A 21,928-nucleotide genomic window follows, 5' to 3' on the forward strand; every position below is an offset into this window, starting at 1 on the left:
CGTCGGCGCCGCCGGCCGCATCGATCGGCTGCGAAGCGGCGATTGCGCGAAGATCGTCGCGCGTCGCGCGTGCGCCTGCCGCGCGCGCCGCCGCATCATGCGCACGCCGCGTCGATCAACTGCCGCGCGGCGCGCGGCGCGCCGCCGATCGGCGATGCGCCCGGCCGGTACGTCTGGCTCGCCGCGTAAATGCCTTCGATCAGCAGCGCGAGCGCGTCGGCGAGCGCCTGCGGCTCGCGCGCGCCCGCGGCTTCAGAAAGCGCGACGAGCCGCGCCATCAGCCGGCCCTTGTTGTCGGCGACCGCGAGCCGCGCCGGGTGCTCGAGATTCGAAAACTCGGTCGCGACGTTGAGGAACGGGCAGCCGCGATAGCCGGGCTGCGACGCGCGCTGCGCGAGGTCGTCGAAATACTGGACGAGCTGCGCCTTCGGATCGCCCGGATGCTTCGCGGCGCTTGCGTCGAAGCGCTCGAAGAAGCATGTGTCCATCCGGTCGAGGTACGCGAGCACGAGCTCGTCCTTCGACGCGAACTGCCGGTAGAGGCTCATCTTGTTGACGCCCGCGCGCTCGACGACCGCCTCGACGCCCACCGCGCGAATCCCTTCCTGATAGAACAGCTCTTGCGCTGCGCGCAGCAGGTGCTGCTGCGCTTCCGAACCCGCCATCTGCGTGCTGCGTGTGCGACGGGCGGCCGGCTTGGCGGCCTTGGCGACGATGGTGGTCATGCTCGATCCCGACTACGAAAATTGAATGCTTGACATGTTACCGATCGGTCACTAGGATCGCAACGACTTGTGACCGACCGGTAACAGAGATCGGCGCGATTTCCCCTCAACCTCCGGCATGCCGATGCGATCGGCGGCGTGCCGCGTCAGGAGCGATTCGAATGAACTGGGCGGCAAAGCGGATAGGCGGGCGTTTCCATTACGGCTGGCTTGCGGCGGCGGTGGTGTTCCTCGTCCTGCTTGCGGCGGCGGGCACGCGCGCGACGCCGAGCGTGCTGATGGTGCCGCTCGAGCACGAATTCGGCTGGAGCCGCGCGGCGATCTCGCTCGCGATCTCCGTGAACATCGCGCTCTACGGGCTCATCGGGCCGTTCGCGGCGGCCGCGATGCAGCGCTTCGGCGTGCGTCCGACGATCCTCGCCGCGCTCGCCGTGATGGGCGCGGGCGTCGCGCTGTCGTCGACGATGACGGCGACGTGGCAGATGGTACTGATCTGGGGCGTGCTGGTCGGCGGCGCGACGGGCGTCGCGGCGCTCACGCTGTCGGCGACGTTCGTCACGCGCTGGTTCGTCGCGCGGCGCGGCCTCGTGATGGGGCTGTTGACCGCGAGTTCCGCGACGGGGCAGCTCGTGTTCCTGCCGATGCTCGCGGCGATCGCGCAGCGTCACGGCTGGCGGCCCGTCGTGCTGACGGTCGCGATTGCGGTGGCCATCGCGGTGCCGCTCGTCGCGCTGCTGTTGCCCGAGCGGCCGTCCGACGTCGGGCTGCGCCCGTACGGCGAGCCGGCCGGCGCGCCGCGCGCGGACGACGGCGCGAAGCGCAACCCGATCGCGGTCGCGTTCGGCACGCTCGCGACGGCGTCGAAGACGCGCGACTTCTGGCTGCTGTTCTTCAGCTTCTTCATCTGCGGCGCGAGCACGAACGGCTACGTCGGCACGCACCTGATCGCGATGTGCAGCGACTACGGGATGACGGAGGTGCAGGGCGCGTCGCTGCTCGCGGCGATGGGCGTGTTCGACCTGATCGGCACGACGATGTCCGGCTGGCTGTCCGACCGCTATGACAGCCGCATGCTGCTGTTCTGGTACTACGGCCTGCGCGGGCTGTCGCTGATCTATCTGCCGCACGCGTTCGGCATCGACTTTTTCGGGCTGCCGCTCTTCGCGGTGTTCTACGGGCTCGACTGGATCGCGACCGTGCCGCCCACGGTGCGCCTCGCGACCGACGTGTACGGCAAGGACGCGGCGCCCGTCGTGTTCGGCTGGATCGTGGCGGGCCACCAGCTCGGCGCGGCGTTCGCGGCGCTCGGCGCGGGCATGCTGCGCGCGAGCCTCGGCACGTACACGGTTGCGTCGATGATTTCGGGCGGGCTGTGCATCGTCGGCTCGCTGATCGTGCTGCGGATCAATCGCGGGACGGCGCGGGTGTCGGCGAGCGCGGCGTGAACGGCCGGGCGGCGGCGGATGCCCGACATGTTCTTCGGCGTGCCCGGCGTGCCCGGTTTGTCGACGGTCCGACGCCGTTTCGGCGGCCGAGCGGCCGCGCCCGGCGCCCCTTTGCGCAAGCGTCGATTTGCATTTGCGCGCGCGACCCGGCAAGTTCATCGACAAGCGGTTATGCTGGCGTTTCTTTTTCCGGGCGACCGAGCCCTTTTTTCAAATTGGTGAGGAAACGCATGTCCGTCAAACCCGCTCCCACTTCCGTTTCGATCCACGATCTGATCGCCGGCCGCTGGAGCCCGCGCGCCTATTCGAGCGAACCCGTCAGCGCCGAGCATGTGCATGCGGTGCTCGAGGCCGCGCGCTGGGCGCCGTCCGCGTACAACGCGCAGCCGTGGCGCTTCATCGTGTTCGACCGCAGCAAGGACGAGGTCGCGTTCAAGCGAGCATTCGCGACGCTCGTGCCGTTCAACCAGGGCTGGAACGCGCCCGCGCCGGTGCTGATCGCGGTGACCGCGCACACGCTGACGTCGAAGGGCGAGCCGAGCCCGACGGCGCTCTACGACGCGGGCGCCGCCGCGATGTCGCTCGTGCTGCAGGCGCATGCGCTCGGCCTCGCCGCGCACCAGATGAGCGGCTTCGACGCGAAGGCGTTCCGCGACGCGTTCGCGATTCCCGCCGACGTCGAGCCGCTCGCGATCATCTCGATCGGTCACTACGGCGATGCCGACAAGCTCGATCCGGTGCTGCGCGAGCGCGAGCGCGCGCCGCGCACGCGTCATCCGATCGGCGAAGTCATCTACGAGCACGCGTGGCAAAAGCCGTTCTCGTCGGCGGCGTGACGTAGCGGAACGCGTATCGGGCGCGTGCGGCGTGCGCAGCGGCCCGGCTGTGCGCGTCGTGCGTTGCCGATGCGGGGCGGCCGCGTTCGGCGGCGGTCATGACCGGCGGCGGGCGTATTCGCGGCGGGCGTGCCGCGCCGCGGCCCGTGACGGCGGAAGCCGGCGCCGATGTGGCTGGCGGCTTCGGGGCGGCCGATGCGGTGAAGCGGCCGTCGAGCGGCGCGGCAACTTGTTGCGCGCCACGGTTTCGCGCCGCGATCGCCCCGCGGAGGCCGCTGCGCCGATGTCGGGGCAATCCCAGTGGGGCGATTCGGGGCCGGCGGCGGCGCCACGCGCCGCATTTGTCCGATTCCGAGTCTCGATCCGGCTGCGGCCGAGCGCGCGTTTCGCTTTGCGTCCGGGTCTGAGCGGGAAGCCGCCTTCGATTCCGGCGAGCCGCGCGCACGAACGCCGGAACACGGGCTTCCCTCTCTCGCCGCCGCGCGCGTCCGCGCCTGCCCGCCGGCGTCGGGCGCATCGTCCCGCCGCATGCCCCCTGCATCCGGCCGCGCCCCGGTTGTGACGCGCGGCGGTTTCGTGATAAAAAGCCGGTCCTTCCGTTTTCGCACCGCCATCCGGCGGCCCGCCCCATGACTTACTGCGCGATCGACTTCGGCACGTCCAATTCCGCGGTCGCTTTGCCGCGCGACGGCGGCGCGGCCGGGATGCGGCTCGCCCCCGTCGAGGGCGAGCATCTGACGCTGCCCACCGCCATCTTCTTCAACACCGACGAAGGCAGCCGGGAATACGGCCGCTCGGCGCTCGCGTCGTACATCGACGGCTTCGACGGCCGCCTGATGCGCTCGATGAAGAGCATCCTCGGCTCGCCGCTCGCGGAAACGACGACCGATCTCGGCGACGGCTCCGCGATCGCGTACACCGACGTCATCGCGCTCTTCCTGATGCATCTGAAGCACAAGGCCGAGGCGTGCGCGGGCGGCGCGATCGGCCGCGCGGTGCTCGGCCGTCCGGTGTTTTTCGTCGACGACGATCCGCGCGCCGACCGCCTCGCGCAGCAGCAGCTCGAGGCGGCCGCGCACGCGGTGGGGCTCGCCGACGTGCAGTTCCAGTACGAGCCGATCGCCGCCGCGTTCGACTACGAATCGCGGCAGGACGCCGAGCGGCTCGTGCTCGTCGCGGATATCGGCGGCGGCACGTCGGATTTCTCGCTCGTGCGCGTCGGCCCCGAGCGGATGCGCCGGCTCGAGCGCAAGGACGACGTGCTCGCGCATCATGGCGTGCACGTCGCGGGCACCGATTACGATCGGCGCGTCGAGCTGACGGCGGTGCTGTCCGCGTTCGGCTACCGCGCGCTCGATCCGGAAGGCCGCGAACTGCCGAACCGGATCTATTTCGATCTCGCGACCTGGCACCTGATCAACACCGTCTACACGCCGAAGCGGGTGGGCGAGCTCAAGCTGATGAAGCATTTGTATGCGGATGCGCGCCATTTCGAGCGCCTGCTGCGCGTCGTCGAACAGCGGCTCGGCCACGCGCTCGCCGCGCGCGCGGAGGAGGCGAAGATCGGCGTGTCGGCGGGCGGCGAGACGATGATCGATCTGAACGACGTCGAAGAGGATCTGCTGATCGCGTTCGACGCGGGCCAACTGATCGACGCGAGCCGCGACGAGACTACGCGAATCGTCGACGCCGCGCGCGAGACGGTGCGGCTCGCGGGGATATCGCCGCACGACGTCGGCGCGCTGTACTTCACGGGCGGCTCGACAGGGCTCGCGTTCCTGTCCGGCGCGCTCGCGGCGGCCTTCCCGGACGCGCAGCCCGTGTACGGCGACCGCCTCGCGAGCGTCGCGACGGGGCTCGGCATCCACGCGCAGCGCGTGTATGGCGGCTGACGCGGCTCGCCGGCGCGCGTTCGACGTCGGGCGTCTCGAGCGCTGACCGCGCGGCGGGCGTTCGAGCGACCAAAAACGCCCGAACGCCCCGAACACCGCGCGGGCGCGCGTGTCGCGCTGCCCGCAGGCGCGCCGGACACGCCGGCGAGCCGGACAAATAAAAAGCCCCGCCTGAGCGGGGCTTTTTACTGTGCTGCGAAATCTCGTGCTGCGCTTACAGCGGCTTGATGTTCGCTGCTTGCAGACCCTTCGGGCCGGTCTTCACTTCGAATTCGACCTTCTGGTTTTCTTGCAGCGTCTTGAAGCCTTCGGTGCGGATTTCCGAGAAATGCGCGAAGAGATCCTCGCCACCGCCTTCCGGCGTGATGAAACCAAAACCCTTAGCGTCGTTGAACCACTTGACGGTACCGGTTGCCATAACTTGTTCCTAAAAATGTAAAACAGGGCCAAAGCCCGGGGAGCGCATGAAAATCAAGGAAGGGGTAATGGGACCAACCGGAGTACCGTTGATGGGCGAACTACGAAAGAACCTATTCACTCGCCGCTTGAAATCCTGCCCCATCGTTTATACGACTATTCGATTCGGCGGTCAATCCTCTTCCATCATGTCTCAGGGTTATTGCCTAGTAAACGAGACATTAGAGCTTACAAAGCTTGCCATTGTCATGAATTTTTTGTAGGCGCGATCGATTTTTTGCGTCCATCGACCGGTGCAACCGTTAAACTACGCGCCGCGCGCGGATGGGTTGCTCCCGATCGGGCAACCTGTCCCCCAAGAATGCATGCGCGGTGCCGTCCGGCTCGATCCCTGGCGGCGCCGACCTTGCTTGTTGAGACATAGGAGAGGTTGTGAAGAGTTCTATTCAACGGAACATCGGCCCGTTCGCCTTGATGCTGACCGGGCTGGGATCGATCATCGGATCGGGCTGGCTGTTCGGCGCGTGGAAAGCCGCCAAGATCGCCGGGCCGGCCGCCATCTGCGCGTGGATCATCGGCGCGGTCGTGATTCTCGCCATTGCGCTCACCTACGCCGAACTCGGCGCGATGTTCCCCGAATCGGGCGGCATGGTTCGCTATGCGCGCTACTCGCACGGCTCGCTCGTCGGCTTCATCAGCGCGTGGGCGAACTGGATCGCGATCGTCTCGGTGATTCCGATCGAGGCCGAGGCGTCGATCCAGTACATGAGCACCTGGCCGTATGCGTGGGCGCACGCGCTGTTCGTCAACGGCGAACTCACGACACCGGGGCTGCTGTTGTCCGCCGTCCTCGTGGTCGTCTACTTCCTGCTCAACTACTGGGGCGTGAAGCTCTTCGCGCGCGCGAACACCGCGATCACGATCTTCAAGTTCCTGATTCCCGGCGTCACGATCCTCGGCCTGATGCTGTCGAGCTTCCACGGCGAGAACCTCGGCACGTCGGGCGGCTCGTCGAGCTTCGCGCCGTACGGCTGGTCGGCCGTGCTGACCGCGGTCGCGACGAGCGGCATCGTGTTCGCGTTCAACGGCTTCCAAAGCCCCGTGAATCTCGCCGGCGAAGCGCGCAATCCGTCGCGCAGCGTGCCGTTCGCGGTGATCTCGTCGATCCTGATCGCGCTCGTGATCTACGTGCTGCTGCAAGTCGCATACATCGGCGCGGTGAATCCGGCCGACGTCGCGAAGGGCTGGGCGCACTTCAACTTCGCTTCGCCGTTCGCGGAGCTCGCGATCGCGCTGAACCTGAACTGGCTCGCGATCCTGCTGTACGTCGACGCGTTCGTGAGCCCGAGCGGCACCGGCACGACCTACATGGCGACGACGACCCGCATGATCTACGCGATGGAGCGCAACAACACGATGCCGAAGATCTTCGGCAGCGTGCATCCGCTCTACGGCGTGCCGCGCCCCGCGATGTGGTTCAACCTGTTCGTGTCGTTCATCTTCCTGTTCTTCTTCCGCGGCTGGAGCTCGCTCGCGGCGGTGATCTCGGTCGCGACCGTGATCTCGTACCTGACGGGCCCGATCAGCCTGATGGCGCTGCGCCGCGCGGCGACGGACCTCGAGCGTCCGCTGTCGATTCCCGGCATGAAGCTGATCGCGCCGTTCGCGTTCGTGTGCGCGTCGCTGATCCTGTACTGGGCGAAGTGGCCGCTGACGGGCGAGATCATCCTGCTGATGGTCGTCGCGCTGCCCGTCTACTTCTATTTCCAGGGCAAGTCCGGCTGGAGCGGCTGGGGCCGCGACCTGAAGGCCGCGTGGTGGCTCGTCGCGTACCTGCCGACGATGGCCGTGCTCTCGCTCATCGGCAGCAAGGAGTTCGGCGGCCGCAATGTGCTGCCGTACGGCTGGGACATGCTGGTCGTCGCGGCGATCTCGCTCGTGTTCTACTACTGGGGCGTGAACACCGGCTATCGCACCGAATATCTCGACGAGCGCGAATCGCGCGACGAGATCCTCGAAGGAGTCGGCGCGTAATCGCACCGTCCGCCGCCCGCGATCGGCGGCGGCGGATGCCGGATCGCTTGCGCGAAGCCCGCCTGGGGTGCCCCGGGCGGGCTTCGTCGTTTACGGGCGATTCTCGGAGCGCCGCAGCCCGCAAGCCCGAGCTTTCCGGAACGCCGGAATCCGGCGCCGCGCCCGTCAGGCCGCCGAGTCGAACACGTAATTCGTCATCGCGAGCATGCGCTGGTACGTGCCGAGCGACTGGATGCGCAATCGGTAATCGTCGTCCGCCGCGCCGAGCGCCGCGAACACGGGCAGCAGGTGCTCGTCGGTCGGATGCATCAGCGCCGCGTGCGGCGCCTGGCGGCGGTAGTCGAGCAGCGCGTCGACGTCGCGCGCGGCGAGCTTCTCCTCGAACCAGCCGGTGAATTCGGCGACGCGCGGGTCCGCGTCCTCGGGCGCGGCCGAGAAATCCGCCGCCCGCAGGTTGTGCGTGATCTGGCCCGAGCCGATCACCATCACGCCTTCGTCGCGCAGCGACCGCAGCGCGCGACCGACGCGAAAGTGGTGCGCCGCGTCGGCGCGCGGCTGGATCGACAACTGCGCGACCGGCACGTCGGCGTCCGGGAACATCAGCAGCATCGGCACCCACGCGCCGTGGTCGAGGCCGTGCGGCGTGGCCGCGGTCTCGATGCCCGCGTCGCCGAGCAGCGAGGCTGCGCGGGCGGCGACGTCGGGCGCGCCGGGCGCCGGATAGCGGATCTCGTAGAGTGCGCGCGGAAAGCCGTAGAAATCGTGGATCGTGTCGGGCCGCTCGGCCGTGCTGACGACGGGCTGCTGCGTGAGCCAGTGCGCGGACAACATCAGCACCGCGCGCGGGCGCGGCAGCTCGCCGCCGAGCGTGGTGAATGCGCCCGACGGCAGCGTCGGATCGATCGGCAGCGTCGGGGCGCCGTGCGACAGGTAGAGGGACGGAAGGCGGTTCATGGCGATCGGGACTTCTGCGAAGTGATATTGCCTACGACTATAGGCTCGCACCGTTCATTGATAAATATGAAAAACGGATTTGATTGTGTATTGAGTGTTGTTAATCGCGGAAGGCGATAACGCGGTGGCCAGTGGCGGCGAGTGGTCGCGACGCCGCGACGCGGGATTGCGCGCCAATGAGCGCGACGGGCGCAACAGGCGCGGCGCGCGCCCGCTTGATGCGCCGACGCGGAAAAGCGTCGCCGGGCCGGCCTCCGCGCCCGACGTCAACCGGGCTCGCGCAACCCCTGCCACGGCGCCGTGCGCGGCGCGCCGAGCGCGAACATGTCGAGCACGCGCGCGACCGTATGGTCGACCATGTCGCCGATCGTCTTCGGCATCGCATAGAACGCGGGCAGCGGCGGAAAGATCACGCCGCCCATTTCGGTGACGGCCGTCATGTTGCGCAGATGCGCGAGGTTGAACGGCGTCTCGCGCACGAGCAGCACGAGGCGGCGGCGCTCCTTGAGCGTGACGTCGGCGGCGCGGGTGATGAGATTGTCGGACAGGCCCTGCGCGATGCTCGCGAGCGTTCTCATCGAGCACGGCGCGACGACCATGCCGTCGGTCGCGAACGAGCCGGACGCGATGCTCGCGCCGACGTCGCGCACCGAATGGACGACGTCGGCGCGCGCCAGGACGTCGTCCTTCGGCAGTTGCAGCTCGTGCTGGATGTTGAGCCAGCCGGCGCTCGAGATCAGCAGGTGCGTCTCGACGCCGCCCGACGCGCGCAGCATGTCGAGCATGCGCACGCCGTAGATCGCGCCGGTGGCGCCCGTGATCGCGATGATCAGGCGTCGCGGCGGCGCCGGACGAGGCTCCATCGAAGGGGATGGGTCAGGCGGTGAAGAGCTGCTGCAGCTCGCCCGACTGGTACATCTCCATCATGATGTCCGAGCCGCCGACGAATTCGCCCTTCACGTAGAGCTGCGGGATCGTCGGCCAGTTCGAGAATTCCTTGATGCCCTGGCGGATCTCTTCGTCTTCGAGGACGTTGACCGTCTTGAACTGGTCGACGCCGCACGCCTTCAGCACCTGGACGGCGCGGCCCGAAAAGCCGCACATCGGGAACTGCGCGGTGCCTTTCATGAAGAGCACGACCGGGTTTTCGTCGACGATTTGCTTGATGCGTTGTTGGGTGTCCATGAGTGACCTTGCTGTAGCGGGGCGTGAGAAGAGAAATGATACTGGATTTCATCTGGAGCGGCGGGCGCCGCCCGCGGCGTCAGCCGGGCAGGCGGCCGCCCGTGGCGCGCTCGATCGACGCGAGATCCGCGAGCGATTCGACGTCGGCGAAGCCCGCCGCGCCGAGGAGCGCGCGCACCGCGGCCGCCTGATCGTAACCGTGTTCGATCCACAGCGCGCCGCCCGGCGCGACGAACGCATGCGCACCCGCAACGATCGCGCGGATCGCGGCGAGCCCGTCGTCGTCGTCGGTGAGCGCGCCGCGCGGCTCGAAGCGCAGATCGCCCTCGGCGAGGTGCGGATCGTGCCGCGCGATGTACGGCGGGTTGCTGACCACGACGTGAAAGCGCAGGCCGGGATCGAGCGCCGCGTACCAGTCGCTTTCGAGAAACTGCAGCGGGCCGCCCGGCCGCGCCGGATCGAGCAGCTTGCGCGCGTTGCGGCGCGCGACGTCGAGCGCCGCGGCCGAGCGGTCGAGCGCCCATACGCGCGCGTCGGGCCGCTCGGATGCGATCGACACCGCGATCGCGCCGCTGCCCGTGCCGAGATCGAGCACGCGCGGCGACGGCACGCCGTCGATCGCGTCGAGCGCGGTCTCGACGAGCAGCTCCGTTTCCGGGCGCGGGATCAGCACGTCCGGCGTCACGTCGAATTCGAGGCCGAAGAACTCGCGCGCGCCGGTGAGCTGCGCGACCGGCTCGCCCGCCGCGCGGCGCGCTTGCAGCGCGAGGTAGCGCTCGAGCGCGGCTGCGTCGAGCGGCTCGTCGGCGCGCGTGATCAGCTGCGTGCGGGTCCAGCCGAGCGCGTGCGCGAGCAGGGCTCGCGCGTCGACCGCGTCGAGCGGCGACGTGCGCAGCAGCTCGGCGGCGGTGGCGGGCGTGGGCTTCGTCGTGGTCATCGTGCGCGCTTGGCGGGCCGCGTCATTCGGCGTCGCCGAGCGACGCGAGCAGCTCGGCCTGATGCTCGCTGACGAGCGCGGCGATCAGCTCGTCGAGATCGCCGTCCATGATCTGCTCGAGCTTGTACAGCGTCAGGTTGATCCGGTGATCGGTCATCCGGCCCTGCGGGAAGTTGTACGTGCGGATTCGCTCGGAGCGGTCGCCCGAGCCGATCAGGCTCTTGCGCGTGGCCGCTTCCTTCGCGTGCTGCTCGTGATACTGCTTGTCCTTGATTCGCGCGGCGAGCACCTTCAGCGCGCGGTCCTTGTTCTTGTGCTGCGAGCGGTCGTCCTGGCATTCGACGACGATCCCCGTCGGGATGTGCGTGACGCGCACCGCCGAATCGGTCTTGTTGATGTGCTGGCCGCCCGCGCCCGACGCGCGGAAGGTGTCGATCCGCAGGTCGGCGGGATTGATCTCGACTTCGCCGATCTCGTCGGCTTCCGGCATCACCGCGACCGTGCACGCGGACGTGTGGATGCGGCCCTGCGTCTCGGTCGCCGGCACGCGCTGCACGCGGTGGCCGCCCGATTCGAACTTCAGGCGCGAGTACGCGCCGTAGCCCGCGATCCGCACGATCACTTCCTTGTAGCCGCCAAGATCCGACGCGCTCTCCGACATCATCTCGACCTGCCAGCGCTGCCGCTCCGCGTAGCGCAGGTACATCCGCAGCAGATCGCCCGCGAACAGCGCCGATTCGTCGCCGCCCGTGCCCGCGCGGATTTCGACGAAGATGTTGCGCTCGTCGTTCGGGTCCTTCGGCAGCAGCATCGTCTGCAGTTCGCTCGCGAGGCGGCCCATCCGCTCGCGCGCGCCGCGCAGCTCGTCCTCGGCGAAGTCGCGCATCGACGCGTCGCCGAGCAGCTCCTGCGCGGCGAGCTCGTCGGCGCGCGCCTGACGCCACTGCGCGTAATGCTCGACGACGGGGCCGATTTCCGCGTGCTCGCGCGTCAGCTTGCGGTACTGGTCGAGGTCCGCGGTGACGTTCTCGCGGCTCAACAGGTCGTTCAGTTCGGCCAGCCGGGTTGTGAGCTGGTCGAGCTTGCTTTGCATGCTCGTCTTCATGGTGCGGAGCGACGCTCCCGGGGAAGAGTTCGAAAGGGGAAGGAGGGGACGGACTGGCAGGCGCCGCTAACGGCCCGACGAGTCCGACGAGCGGGGCGCGTGCTGGTAGAAGCCGCGCATCAGCTCGATCAGCGAATCGCGATCGGCGCCGTTCGCGCGGTTCAGCGCGCTTGTCGGGCCGTGGATCAGCTTGTTGGTGAGCGCCTGCGACAGCGCGTCGAGCACGGCGGCCGGATCGTCGCCGCGCGCGAGCATCTTCTGCGCACGCTCGACTTCCGCGCGGCGCAGCGCGTCGGCCTGCGTGTGCATGTGGCGGATCACGGGCACGATGCTGCGCGCGTCGAGCCACTGCATGAAATTCTGCACGCGCGTCTCGATGATCGCCTCGGCCTGCGCGACGGCCGCTTGCCGCGACGCGTTGCCTTCGCGAACGATCGCGCCGAGATCGTCGACCGTGTAGAGGAACACGTCCTTCAGCTCGCCGACTTCGGGCTCGATGTCGCGCGGCACCGCGAGGTCGACCATGAAGATCGGCCGGTGGCGGCGCGCCTTCACCGCGCGCTCGACGGCGCCGAGGCCGATGATCGGCAGCGTCGACGCGGTGCACGACACGATGATGTCGAACTCGTGCATCCGCGCGGGCAGGTCGGCGAGCGGCATCGCGCGGCCGCCGAAGCGCTCGGCGAGCTTCGCGCCGCGCTCGGCGGTGCGGTTCGCGACGACGAGCTCGCGCGGGCCTTGCGCGGCGAAGTGCGTCGCGCAGAGCTCGATCATCTCGCCCGCGCCGATGAACAGCACGCGCTGCTGCGCCACTTGCTCGAAGATCCGCTGCGCGAGCCGCACGGCCGCGGCCGCCATCGACACCGACTGCGCGCCGATCTCGGTCGTCCCGCGCACTTCCTTCGCGACCGCGAACGTGCGCTGGAACAGCTGGTTCAGGTAGGTGCCGAGCGAGCCCGCCTCGGACGCGGTGCGCACCGCGTTCTTCATCTGGCCGAGGATCTGGGTTTCGCCGAGCACCATCGAATCGAGCCCCGACGCGACGCGGAACGCGTGGCGCACCGCCTCGGACTGCGGCAGCGCGTACACGTGCGGCGCGAGCTCGTCGGCGGGAATCCGGTGATAGTCGGACATCCAGCGGATCGCGGCGTCGCGCGCCGCGCGATCGTCGGTCGCGCAGTACAGCTCGGTGCGGTTGCAGGTCGACAGGATCGCCGCTTCGGGCGAATTCGGCGCCGGGTGGCCGAGGAGGACGCTCTTGAACGTCGCGAGTGCAGGTTTGATCTGTTCGAGCGGAAACACCACGCGTTCGCGCAGGGCGACAGGCGCAGTGTGGTGGTTGATTCCGATCGTGAGGAGCTGCATGTCCAAGAGGCTATCGTTTAGTCCCATATTATAGCGTTTCGACGGCAAACCCATGGCCCGCATGCGCGGCGACCCATTTCCGCGGGCCGCGCGGCCCGCGCGCCGTCTTCGCGTCCGCGCGGCGGGCACGGCGAACCGCGCCCGCCGCGCTCGGCCGGGGCCGCGCCTGCCCGCCGCAGGCGGGCGAAACCGCGGTCGCGGCGGCGAATCGTCTGCCGGGCGCGACGTCATGCCGCGCCTTTTTGAAAAGCGACCCCGAAACGGTGCGAAAATGATGGTCTGCGAAACGGGGGCGCCGCTGCGGCGGCGCGCGGCGCGGGATCGAACGAGCGGCTCGGCGCGTCGGCGCCGCCGCAACGAGCGGTGCCGCGATCAGGCCGGATCGCATCGGACGTTGTTCCGTCGTCGCGTCGTGCGGGCGGCCTGCACGGCGGGTGGGCGGCGGTCGTTTCGTGCGCCGCCGCGCCGCCGGCCGTCGATGGCGCGAAGCATGGCGTTTGCCGCGCCGCTCGTGCCGATGGGGCGAGTCCGACAGCAGAAGAGGCGTTGAATGAACTGGTTTGGAATCGTCGTGCTTGGCTTTGCCGTCGGCTTGCTCGGCTGGGCGCTCAACCCGCTGCGCCGCCTGAGTCGCGCGTCGCTGTGGCTCGCCGTCGCGGCGGGCCTGCTGGGCGCCGCGGCCGCGAAGATGGCCGGCAATGTGACAGGACTCTTTTACGACGGCGAGACGCTCGAATGGCCGGTTTGTACGGCCGCCGCGCTTCTCGCCGTTGCCGTGACGGTGGGCCTTCTGGCCCGCCGCTGAACGTTTGCAGGTGAAATCATGAATGCCCGACTCCCCGACCCGTCGCCCGTGCCGGCGCGTCTTGCCCTGCTGCGCGGCGCGATGGCGCGCGAGGATCTGGCCGCCTACGTGGTGCCGTCCGCCGACCCCCATTTGTCCGAGTATTTGCCCGAGCGCTGGCAGGCGCGGCAATGGCTGTCGGGCTTCACCGGCTCGGTGGGCACGCTTGTCGTGACCGCCGATTTCGCCGGCCTCTGGCTCGACAGCCGCTACTGGGTGCAGGCCGAAGCGCAGCTCGCCGGCACGGGCGTCGAGCTGATGAAGATGATGGGCGGCCAGCAGACGCAGCCGCACGTCGAGTGGCTCGCCGAGCACGTGCCCGAGGGCACGACGGTCGGCGTCGACGGCGCGGTGCTCGGCGTCGCGGCGGCGCGCGCGTTGACCTCGGCGCTCACGCCGCGCGGCATCGTGCTGCGCACCGATCTCGATTTGCTCGACGCGATCTGGCCGCAGCGCCCGTCGCTGCCCGCCGACGCGGTGTTCGAGCACGCGGCGCCGCAGGCCGACACGGCGCGCGCGGGCAAGCTCGCGCAGGTGCGCCGCGCGATGCAGGAGCAGGGCGCGCAGTGGCACTTCGTCTCGACGCTCGACGATCTCGCGTGGCTCTTCAATCTGCGCGGCGCAGACGTGAACTACAACCCGGTGTTCGTCGCGCACGCGCTCGTCGGCCTCGAGCGCGCGACGCTCTTCGTCGCCGACGGCAAGGTGTCGGCCGAACTCGCGACGTCGCTCGCGCGGGACGGCGTGGACGTGCAGCCGTACGACGCGGCGGCCGCGGCGCTCGCCGCGCTGCCGGAGGGCGCGGGGCTTCTGATCGATCCGCGCCGCGTCACGTACGGGCTGCTGCAGGCGGTGCCGCAGCAGGTGCGCGTGATCGAGGCGGTGAATCCGTCGACGTTCGCGAAGTCGCGCAAGACGCCCGCCGAGATCGAGCACGTGCGCGCGACGATGGAGCTCGACGGCGCGGCGCTCGCCGAGTTCTTCGCGTGGTTCGAAGGCGCGCTCGGCCGCGAGACGATCACCGAGCTGACGATCGACGAACAGCTCACCGCCGCGCGCGAGCGCCGGCCGGGCTACGTGTCGCCGAGCTTCGCGACGATCGCGGGCTTCAACGCGAACGGCGCGATGCCGCACTACCGCGCGACGCGTGCCGCGCACGCGACGATCGAAGGCGACGGCCTGCTGCTGATCGATTCGGGCGGCCAGTATCTGAGCGGGACGACCGACATCACGCGGGTCGTGCCCGTCGGCGCGATCGGCGACGCGCACCGGCGCGATTTCACGATCGTGCTGAAGGCGATGATGGCGCTGTCGCGCGCGCGCTTTCCGCGCGGCATTCGCTCGCCGATGCTCGACGCGATCGCGCGCGCGCCGATGTGGGCGGCCGGGCTCGACTACGGGCACGGCACGGGGCACGGCGTCGGCTATTTCCTGAACGTGCACGAGGGGCCGCAGGTGATTTCGCACTACGCGCCCGCGGAGCCGTACACGGCGATGGAAGAGGGGATGATCACGTCGATCGAGCCGGGCGTGTACCGGCCGCAGAAGTGGGGCGTGCGGATCGAGAACCTCGTCGTGAACCGCACGGCGGGGCAGACCGAATTCGGCGACTTCCTTGAATTCGAGACGCTGACGCTCTGCCCGATCGACACGCGCTGCGTGCTGCCCGCGCTCCTCGACGACCACGAGCACGCGTGGCTGAATGCGTACCATGCGGCGGTGCGCGAGCGGGTCGGCAAGCACGTGTCGGGCGACGCGAAGGCGTGGCTCGACGCGCGCACGCAGCCGATCTGACGCGCGCGGCGCTTGATGCCGGCCGATGGGGCCGGCGGCTGGCAGTTGAAAGCCGGCGATGAGCGATCCGCAACCGGCGGCCGGCAACCGGCAACGAGCGCCCCGCAACCGGCGGCCGGCACGATCGAACGACAACGACGGAGGGCGACGGATGGCGAACGTAGCGGTGATCGTGGTCGACATGCAGCGCGGGCTGCTGCAGCGGGCGAATCCCGCGCATCGGCTGGACGAGGTCGTCGCGGGCATCAACCGGCTGACGGCGGCGGCGCGCGCGGCGGGCGCGCCCGTGTGCTTCGTGCAGCACGACGGCGACGCGGCCGACGACATCGTGCCCGACACGCCCGGCTGGCGGCTGCACGCGGAGCTCGTGTGCGCGGATGCCGACTGGCGGGTCCGCAAGCGCGAAAGCGATGCGTTCCACGACACGCCGCTCGCCGCGCAGCTCGACGCGCACGGGATCGACGCGGTCGTGATCTGCGGTTACGCATCGGAATTCTGCGTCGATTCGGCGGCGCGCCGCGCGGCGCTCCTCGGCTACCGGACGACGGTCGTCTCCGATCTGCACACGACGAACGATCGGGCGCACCTGAGCGCGGCGCAGGTCATCGCGCATCACAATTTCATCTGGCGCAACTGCACGTTCTCGGGCAACGGCGTCGCGCCGCGGCCGCTCGACGATGTGCTCGTCACGGAGTTCGCATGACCATCAAGGCAGTCGTGTTCGATTTCGGCGGCGTGCTGATCGACTGGAGCCCCGAGTATCTGTATAAGCAGTTGATTCCCGACGAAGCCGAGCGGCGCTGGTTTCTCACGCACGTATGCGGGATGGACTGGGTCATCAAGCAGGACGGCGGCCAGACGCTCGAAGAGGCGACCGCGGAGCGCGTCGCGCAGTTTCCCGAGCACGAGGCGCTGATCCGCGCGTTCTACGCGCGCTGGCACGAGATGATCGGCGGCGTGCTCGCGGGCGGCGCCGCGCTCGTCGACAGGCTCGATGCGCGCGGCATGCCGCTTTTCGGCCTCACGAACTGGTCCGCGCAGACGTTTCCGTACGCGTGGGAGAACTTTCCGGTGCTGCGGCGCTTCACGGACATCGTCGTGTCTGGGCGCGTGAAGCTCGTGAAGCCCGATCCGGCGATCTACCGCGAGATGCGCGCGCGGATCGAGCCGCATCTGCCGGGCGTCGCGCCGCACGAGCTCGTCTTCATCGACGACAACGCGAAGAACGCGGCGGCCGCGACCGCGCTCGGCTGGCACGGGATTCACCATACGAGCGCCGGGACGACGGAGGCGCGGCTGCGCGAGCTGGGCGTGCTCGGCTGACGAAGCGACGGCGTGGCGGCGTGGCGGTTCGGGCCGCTGCCGCGGCGGGCTGTTGCGCGTGGGCGCCGTCGGCGGGCGCGTCGGCGATGCGCATGAAAAAACGGGCGACGTGAATTGCACCTCAAAAAGGTCGATCGCTGATCGAACCTTCGGGTTGCAATTCACGTCGCCCGTTTTTTTGTTCGGCGATGTGTCGCGTTGCGCGCGATACGGCGGGCGCGTCGTGGCGTCGTTCCGTTGCGCATTGCACGCCGGCCGTTGCCGCGGCGTTCGCCGCTCGCCGGCCGCGGGAGCGTTCGCCGCCCGCGCGGCGTCGATCCCCGCGGGCGGCGAACGCGTTCGCGCGCCGTTCGTTACCGGCTGATCGGCCTGTAGCGCAGGCGCTTCGGCTTCGCCGCTTCTTCGCCGAGACGCGCGCGCTTGTCGGCCTCGTACTCCTGGTAGTTGCCGTCGAAGAACGTGACCTGCGAATCGCCTTCGAACGCGAGGATGTGCGTCGCGATCCGGTCGAGGAACCAGCGGTCGTGCGAGATCACCATCACCGAGCCCGCGAATTCGAGCAGCGCGTCTTCGAGCGCGCGCAGCGTTTCGACGTCGAGGTCGTTCGACGGCTCGTCGAGCAGCAGCATGTTGCCGCCCGAGATCAGCGTCTTCGCGAGGTGCAGGCGGCCGCGCTCGCCGCCCGACAGGTTGCCGACGATCTTCTGCTGGTCGCCGCCCTTGAAGTTGAAGCGGCCGATGTACGCGCGCGACGGCGTTTCGTACTTGCCCACCGTCAGCACGTCGGCGCCGCCCGAGATTTCCTCGAACACCGTCTTCGAGCCGTCGAGCGCGTCGCGGCTCTGGTCGACGTACGCGAGCTTCACGGTCGGCCCCATCACGACTTCGCCCGAATCCGGCTGCTCCTTGCCCGTCAGCATCCGGAACAGCGTCGACTTGCCGGCGCCGTTCGGCCCGATGATGCCGACGATCGCGCCGGCCGGGATCTTGAAGCTCAGGTTGTCGATCAGCAGGCGATCGCCGTACGCCTTGCTGACGTTCTTGAACTCGATCACTTCGTTGCCGAGGCGGTCGCCGACCGGAATAAAGATTTCCTGCGTCTCGTTGCGCTTCTGGTATTCCTGGCTGTTCAGCTCCTCGAAGCGCGCGATGCGCGCCTTCGACTTCGCCTGGCGGCCCTTCGGGTTCTGGCGCACCCACTCCAGTTCCTTCTTGATCGCCTTCTGGCGCGCCGATTCCGACGCCTCTTCCTGCTTCAGGCGGTCTTCCTTCTGGTCGAGCCAGCTGCTGTAGTTGCCCTTCCACGGAATGCCGTGGCCGCGGTCGAGCTCGAGAATCCATTCGGCCGCGTTGTCGAGGAAGTAGCGATCGTGCGTGACCGCGACGACGGTGCCCGGGAAGCGCGTGAGGAACTGCTCGAGCCAGTCGACCGATTCGGCGTCGAGGTGGTTGGTCGGCTCGTCGAGCAGCAGCATGTCGGGTTTTTCGAGCAGCAGCTTGCAGAGCGCGACGCGGCGCTTCTCGCCGCCCGACAGGTGCTCGATCTTCGCGTCCCACGGCGGTAGGCGCAGCGCGTCGGCCGCGACTTCGAGCTGCTGCTCGGGGCTGCCGCCGTCGCTCGCGGCGAGGATCGCCTCGTATTTCGCCTGCTCGGCGGCGAGCGCGTCGAAGTCGGCGTCCGGCTCGGCATAGGCCGCGTAGATCTCGTCGAGCTTCTTGTGCGCCTGGAACAGGTCGCCCAGGCCTTCCTCGACCGCTTCGCGCACGGTCTTGGTCGGATCGAGCTGCGGCTCCTGCGGCAGGTAGCCGATGTTCAGGTTCGGCATCGGCGTGGCTTCGCCTTCGATGTCCTTGTCGACGCCCGCCATGATCTTGATCAGCGTCGACTTGCCCGAGCCGTTCAGGCCGAGCACGCCGATCTTCGCGCCGGGGAAGAACGACAGCGAGATGTCCTTCAGAATCTGGCGCTTGGGCGGCACGATCTTGCCGACCCGGTTCATCGTGAAAACGTATTGGGCCATCTGCGTGATTGAAAGAGTGGAAGTAGTTCACGCGGCCGCGCGCCGGCTGGCGGCAGGCGGCGGCGTGTGCGATTCGGTTCGGTTCGTGGAAGCGGCCGCGGCGCGTGCCGGCGGTGCCGCCGCGGCTGCGCGGCGCGAACCGCCATTGTACTTCGACGCGGTGCGCTCGCGCGCCGGGCGCGCTTTGGGGCCGCTTCAATCGGGCGCGGGGAGCGCGGCGGCGGCGCGCACGCGCGACGCCTTGCGGCGACGCCGGCGTGATGCGCGAGCGGCGGCGCGATGCGTGGCGGGCGGCTGAATCGGCGTCGAAGTCGGCGTTGGAGTTGGAGTCGAAGTCGGAGTCGAAGTCAAAGGCAAAGGCAAAGGCAGTGCCCGTGTCGGCACCGGTGTCGAGAAGATGCGTTGCGGCTGCCGGGCGCTGCCATGATGTCGCCCGTCGCGGATGCGGCGCGTCGAGCGTGCATCGCGGAGCACGATACCGATTCCGCGATGCTCGGACAGCGCCTCGACCGGTTTGCGACGTCGCGCCGCCGCCTAGAGCCAGGCGGCGACGCCGCCGTGCCCCGAGCACGTGCCGCGTCGATGCCGGCTGAAGCTGTATGCGCCGTCGCGACAACGGGCCGTCGCACCTTCGGGGGCGCGGCCCGATTTCGAATGCGCGGGCGCGTGCACGGTTTCTCCGTCGCGGTTTCGGTACGTGTCGTGGCGGTCGAGGTCGGCTTCGCCGCCGACGGCGGGTGCGCTCGGCGAATAAGCGAAGGCGGGGGCGAGCGCAAGCGCCGCGATCGTCAGCGCGACAGCGATGCGCCGCGCCGCGTGCGGCAGCGGATTGAACATGGTCTCTCTCGATTGTCGTTGTCGATGGTGGCCGATGGCCCGACGGCATCTTAACCGCGGCGAAGCGCTGAAGAAAATCCGCCGCGCATCGTCAGATCAAGAGGGGGAGGCATTTTGATGGGGGAAGCAAGCCGATGAGTCGATTGATCAGCTGGATGGGATGGCGGGCGGCGCTCGCGGGCGTCACCATCGGGCTCGCCGCGTGCGCGGGCGGCGGGCCGATCGGCGAAGCGCCCGCGGCGCTGCCGCTCGTCGTCGCGCACCGCGGCGGCACGGGCGACGCGCCGGAGAACACGCTCGAGGCGATTCGCGAGGCCGCGGCGAATCGCGCGGACGCGATCTGGCTGACCGTTCAACTGAGCCGCGACGGCATCCCGGTGCTGTACCGGCCCGCCGATCTGTCGGCGCTCACGCAGTCGAGCGGCCCGGTCGCCCGGTACACCGCCGCGCAGCTCGCCCGGATGAACGCCGGCTGGAATTTCCGCGACGCGAGCGGGCGCTATCCGTATCGCGCCCGTCCGGCCGGCATTCCGACGCTGCGCGACGCGCTGCGCGCGATTGCGCCCGCGCTGCCCGTCGTGCTCGACATGAAGGCGTTGCCCGCCGGGCCGCAGGCGAAGGCGGTCGCGGACGTGCTGACGAGCGAGGCCGCATGGCCGCGCGTGACGATCTATTCGACCGACGCGGCTTACCAGGCGGCGTTCGTGTCGTATTCGCAGGCGCGGCTCTTCGAGTCGCGCGATGCGACGCGAGCGCGGCTCGTGAGCGTGCTGCTCGGCGGCGCGTGCGAAGGCGCGCCGCAAGCGCCCAGTGCGCCCGGCGCGCCCGGCGCGCCCGTGTGGACCGGTTTCGAGATGCACCGGAAATTGACGGTGACCGAGCGCTTCACGTTGGGCGAAGGCGTATCGGACGTGACGGCGACGCTATGGACGCCCGCGACCGTCGCGTGCTTCAGGCGGCGTGCGAACGCGCGCATTCTCGCGATCGCTGTGAACGACGCCGACGACTATCGTGCAGCGGCGTGCCTCGGGATCGATGCGGTGCTCGCGGATTCGCCGCGCAAGATGGCCGAGATCAAGTCGGCCCTGAAGGCGCGGCCTTTGCAGTGTGAGCGGGCGGCATCGCGATAGGCGAGTCGCCCGGCGGCCAGCGGCGCGCGGCTGGCCGCGGCGGGGGCACGCCGGATCGCTCGGTCGGGAGCGGGCCGTATCGCAATGTCGGCAAATGGGCGATTTCGTTGGGCGATTCGATGGCCGTGGCGCGGCGTTGCTTTCCCGATTTTCTCGAACGACGCGCGCTCGCGGCTCGCGAAACGGTCCGGGAAGCGCATGATCCGCACGACGGCCCGGTCACGCTCGGACCGATGTTTTTCGACAGAATCGGCCGACATGATGCGGTTCGTTGCGGCTTATGGCTGGTTCCTCGTCTTCGGCGGCTCGTCGTTGCGATGTGGCTGGCGACGGGCTGCGCGCCGGGCGGCCGCGCGATTCGTCTTCGGTCCGTCTCCGTCGCGGGCGTTCGATGGTATGCGCTTTGCGTCGCGTGCTCGTTCGGCGTGTTCGCGGCGTGCGTTCACCTCGCGCCCCATGTGCTCGACCACGGTGTGAAGCCCGCGGCGGCGGTGATGTTGCTCGGCGCGATCGGCGTCGGCAGTACGGAGATCGCGCTTGCGTGGCGCGGCGTCAAGGACGACACGCCGTACGGCACGCCGGCGCTCAAGGCGCGCGGCAGGCTGCTTGCGTGATGGTGTGATGGTGCGTGCGATGACGCGATGACGCGATGACGCGATGACGCGATGGCGGTGGCGGTGGCGATGGCGGTGGCGGTGGCGGTGGCGGTGGTGGTGGCGGTGGCGCGCGTCGTCAAGGGCGTCAGCCCCGACGAGCGCACATGGGTGATCGAGTCGGCGTCGGACGAGTTCCACGTGACCGATCAATACGTCGGATGGCCGATCGTGTGGGTACGCCGGTCGGCCGCGCACCTCGACACCGTGAAGGCGCTGCTGCTGCGCGAGTGGCGTGCGCTCGTGCCGGTGAAATGGCGCGACGGGATGGTGGTGTGACGAGAGGGCGTGACGAGAGGGTGCGGGGACAGGGCGAGACGACAGGGCGAGACGACAGGGCGCACGGGTCCGCATGATCGGATTGTCGATGACGCGCGTTTTCCGCTGCTGTGACGTGTGTTTCACGAAACATCGCGCGCGGGCGTCCGGCG

At 69.2% G+C, this 21,928-nt stretch carries 20 protein-coding genes and 3 pseudogenes; 12 read left to right on the plus strand and 11 right to left on the minus strand.

Features of this window, described 5'->3' with window-relative positions; genetic code table 11:
• Positions 1 to 95: 95 nt before the first annotated feature.
• Entirely contained in the window at positions 96 to 725 is a 630-nt protein-coding gene (locus tag WT60_RS02895; protein ID WP_038746436.1) for a TetR/AcrR family transcriptional regulator, read from the minus strand.
• A gap of 161 nt (positions 726 to 886) precedes the next feature.
• Here WT60_RS02895 and WT60_RS02900 point away from each other — a divergent pair, with 161 nt between their 5' ends.
• The gene (locus WT60_RS02900) at positions 887 to 2,170 is read left to right on the plus strand and encodes an MFS transporter (protein WP_038746439.1); all 1,284 of its coding nucleotides are present in this window, start codon (positions 887 to 889) and stop codon (positions 2,168 to 2,170) included.
• Between the two features lie 68 nt (positions 2,171 to 2,238).
• On the opposite strand, the pseudogene WT60_RS35630 reads toward WT60_RS02900, so the two are convergent.
• Positions 2,239 to 2,439, minus strand: a pseudogene (locus tag WT60_RS35630) (restriction endonuclease subunit R); the annotation flags it as partial.
• On the opposite strand from WT60_RS35630, the gene WT60_RS02910 reads away from it, so the two are divergent.
• On the plus strand, positions 2,401 to 3,006 hold the full coding sequence (locus WT60_RS02910) for a nitroreductase family protein (RefSeq protein WP_038746441.1): 606 nt from the start codon (positions 2,401 to 2,403) through the stop codon (positions 3,004 to 3,006). The pseudogene WT60_RS35630 and the gene WT60_RS02910 sit on opposite strands and share 39 nt — an antisense overlap.
• 629 nt (positions 3,007 to 3,635) lie before the next feature.
• Positions 3,636 to 4,898, plus strand: a complete 1,263-nt coding sequence (locus WT60_RS02915) for an Hsp70 family protein (protein ID WP_060355134.1) — start codon at positions 3,636 to 3,638, stop codon at positions 4,896 to 4,898.
• Positions 4,899 to 5,112: 214 nt separating this feature from the next.
• Here WT60_RS02915 and WT60_RS02920 read toward each other — a convergent pair whose 3' ends face one another.
• Positions 5,113 to 5,316 carry a cold-shock protein gene (locus WT60_RS02920; protein ID WP_038746448.1) on the minus strand — a complete coding sequence of 68 codons (204 nt, stop codon included), beginning with the start codon at positions 5,314 to 5,316 and terminating at the stop codon, positions 5,113 to 5,115.
• Between the two features lie 431 nt (positions 5,317 to 5,747).
• On the opposite strand from WT60_RS02920, the gene WT60_RS02925 reads away from it, so the two are divergent.
• Positions 5,748 to 7,349 (plus strand): APC family permease, encoded by a 1,602-nt coding sequence (locus WT60_RS02925; RefSeq protein ID WP_038746450.1) that lies wholly within the window; start codon positions 5,748 to 5,750, stop codon positions 7,347 to 7,349.
• Positions 7,350 to 7,514: 165 nt separating this feature from the next.
• Here WT60_RS02925 and WT60_RS02930 read toward each other — a convergent pair whose 3' ends face one another.
• The 6 genes from WT60_RS02930 to hemA all read right to left on the minus strand — a co-directional run bounded on the left by WT60_RS02930 (position 7,515) and on the right by hemA (position 12,895).
• The gene (locus tag WT60_RS02930) at positions 7,515 to 8,303 is read right to left on the minus strand and encodes a class III extradiol ring-cleavage dioxygenase (protein ID WP_038746453.1); all 789 of its coding nucleotides are present in this window, start codon (positions 8,301 to 8,303) and stop codon (positions 7,515 to 7,517) included.
• A gap of 266 nt (positions 8,304 to 8,569) precedes the next feature.
• Positions 8,570 to 9,166: a UbiX family flavin prenyltransferase gene (locus WT60_RS02935; RefSeq protein ID WP_059581588.1), complete on the minus strand. Its 597-nt coding sequence runs from the start codon at positions 9,164 to 9,166 to the stop codon at positions 8,570 to 8,572.
• Positions 9,167 to 9,179: 13 nt separating this feature from the next.
• Positions 9,180 to 9,488: a Grx4 family monothiol glutaredoxin gene (gene grxD, locus WT60_RS02940; RefSeq protein WP_004186955.1), complete on the minus strand. Its 309-nt coding sequence runs from the start codon at positions 9,486 to 9,488 to the stop codon at positions 9,180 to 9,182.
• A 79-nt stretch (positions 9,489 to 9,567) separates the two neighbouring features.
• Positions 9,568 to 10,425, minus strand: coding sequence for a peptide chain release factor N(5)-glutamine methyltransferase (gene prmC / locus WT60_RS02945; protein WP_038746459.1), 858 nt, complete (start codon positions 10,423 to 10,425; stop codon positions 9,568 to 9,570).
• 22 nt (positions 10,426 to 10,447) lie between these two features.
• On the minus strand, positions 10,448 to 11,530 hold the full coding sequence (gene prfA / locus WT60_RS02950; protein WP_038746461.1) for a peptide chain release factor 1: 1,083 nt from the start codon (positions 11,528 to 11,530) through the stop codon (positions 10,448 to 10,450).
• Between the two features lie 66 nt (positions 11,531 to 11,596).
• Positions 11,597 to 12,895 (minus strand): glutamyl-tRNA reductase, encoded by a 1,299-nt coding sequence (hemA, locus tag WT60_RS02955; RefSeq protein WP_060355133.1) that lies wholly within the window; start codon positions 12,893 to 12,895, stop codon positions 11,597 to 11,599.
• 550 nt (positions 12,896 to 13,445) lie between these two features.
• Here hemA and WT60_RS02970 point away from each other — a divergent pair.
• The 5 genes from WT60_RS02970 to WT60_RS02990 all read left to right on the plus strand — a co-directional run bounded on the left by WT60_RS02970 (position 13,446) and on the right by WT60_RS02990 (position 17,220).
• Positions 13,446 to 13,700 carry a hypothetical protein gene (locus WT60_RS02970; protein WP_038746469.1) on the plus strand — a complete coding sequence of 85 codons (255 nt, stop codon included), beginning with the start codon at positions 13,446 to 13,448 and terminating at the stop codon, positions 13,698 to 13,700.
• A gap of 18 nt (positions 13,701 to 13,718) precedes the next feature.
• Entirely contained in the window at positions 13,719 to 15,533 is a 1,815-nt protein-coding gene (locus WT60_RS02975; RefSeq protein WP_038746472.1) for an aminopeptidase P family protein, read from the plus strand.
• A 151-nt stretch (positions 15,534 to 15,684) separates the two neighbouring features.
• A complete protein-coding gene (locus WT60_RS02980; RefSeq protein WP_038746475.1) occupies positions 15,685 to 16,236 on the plus strand; it encodes an isochorismatase family protein in 552 nt (183 codons plus the stop codon).
• A complete protein-coding gene (locus WT60_RS02985) occupies positions 16,233 to 16,856 on the plus strand; it encodes an HAD-IA family hydrolase (protein WP_038746478.1) in 624 nt (207 codons plus the stop codon). The genes WT60_RS02980 and WT60_RS02985 overlap by 4 nt, the downstream gene beginning before the upstream one ends.
• Before the next feature lie 58 nt (positions 16,857 to 16,914).
• Positions 16,915 to 17,220, plus strand: a complete 306-nt coding sequence (locus tag WT60_RS02990; RefSeq protein ID WP_145986717.1) for a hypothetical protein — start codon at positions 16,915 to 16,917, stop codon at positions 17,218 to 17,220.
• Here WT60_RS02990 and ettA read toward each other — a convergent pair.
• Together ettA and WT60_RS03005 are read right to left on the minus strand one after the other, a co-directional pair.
• A complete protein-coding gene (ettA, locus tag WT60_RS02995) occupies positions 17,210 to 18,877 on the minus strand; it encodes an energy-dependent translational throttle protein EttA (protein ID WP_038746484.1) in 1,668 nt (555 codons plus the stop codon). The two genes, WT60_RS02990 and ettA, sit on opposite strands and share 11 nt — an antisense overlap.
• Positions 18,878 to 19,411: 534 nt before the next feature.
• Positions 19,412 to 19,714, minus strand: a complete 303-nt coding sequence (locus WT60_RS03005; RefSeq protein ID WP_060355130.1) for a DUF3761 domain-containing protein — start codon at positions 19,712 to 19,714, stop codon at positions 19,412 to 19,414.
• Between the two features lie 134 nt (positions 19,715 to 19,848).
• Between WT60_RS03005 and WT60_RS03010 the strand changes: the two genes are divergently transcribed.
• The 3 genes and pseudogenes from WT60_RS03010 (at position 19,849) to WT60_RS34290 (ending at position 21,776) form a co-directional block, all read left to right on the plus strand.
• Positions 19,849 to 20,844: a glycerophosphodiester phosphodiesterase family protein gene (locus WT60_RS03010; protein ID WP_060355129.1), complete on the plus strand. Its 996-nt coding sequence runs from the start codon at positions 19,849 to 19,851 to the stop codon at positions 20,842 to 20,844.
• A 395-nt stretch (positions 20,845 to 21,239) separates the two neighbouring features.
• Positions 21,240 to 21,371, plus strand: a pseudogene (locus WT60_RS34285) (MFS transporter); the annotation flags it as partial.
• Positions 21,372 to 21,485: 114 nt separating this feature from the next.
• A pseudogene (locus WT60_RS34290) lies at positions 21,486 to 21,776 on the plus strand (hypothetical protein).
• The last annotated feature ends 152 nt before the right edge of the window (positions 21,777 to 21,928 follow it).

It is taken from the genome of Burkholderia sp. MSMB617WGS (assembly GCF_001532025.2).
GTDB classification, from domain to species: domain Bacteria; phylum Pseudomonadota; class Gammaproteobacteria; order Burkholderiales; family Burkholderiaceae; genus Burkholderia; species Burkholderia savannae.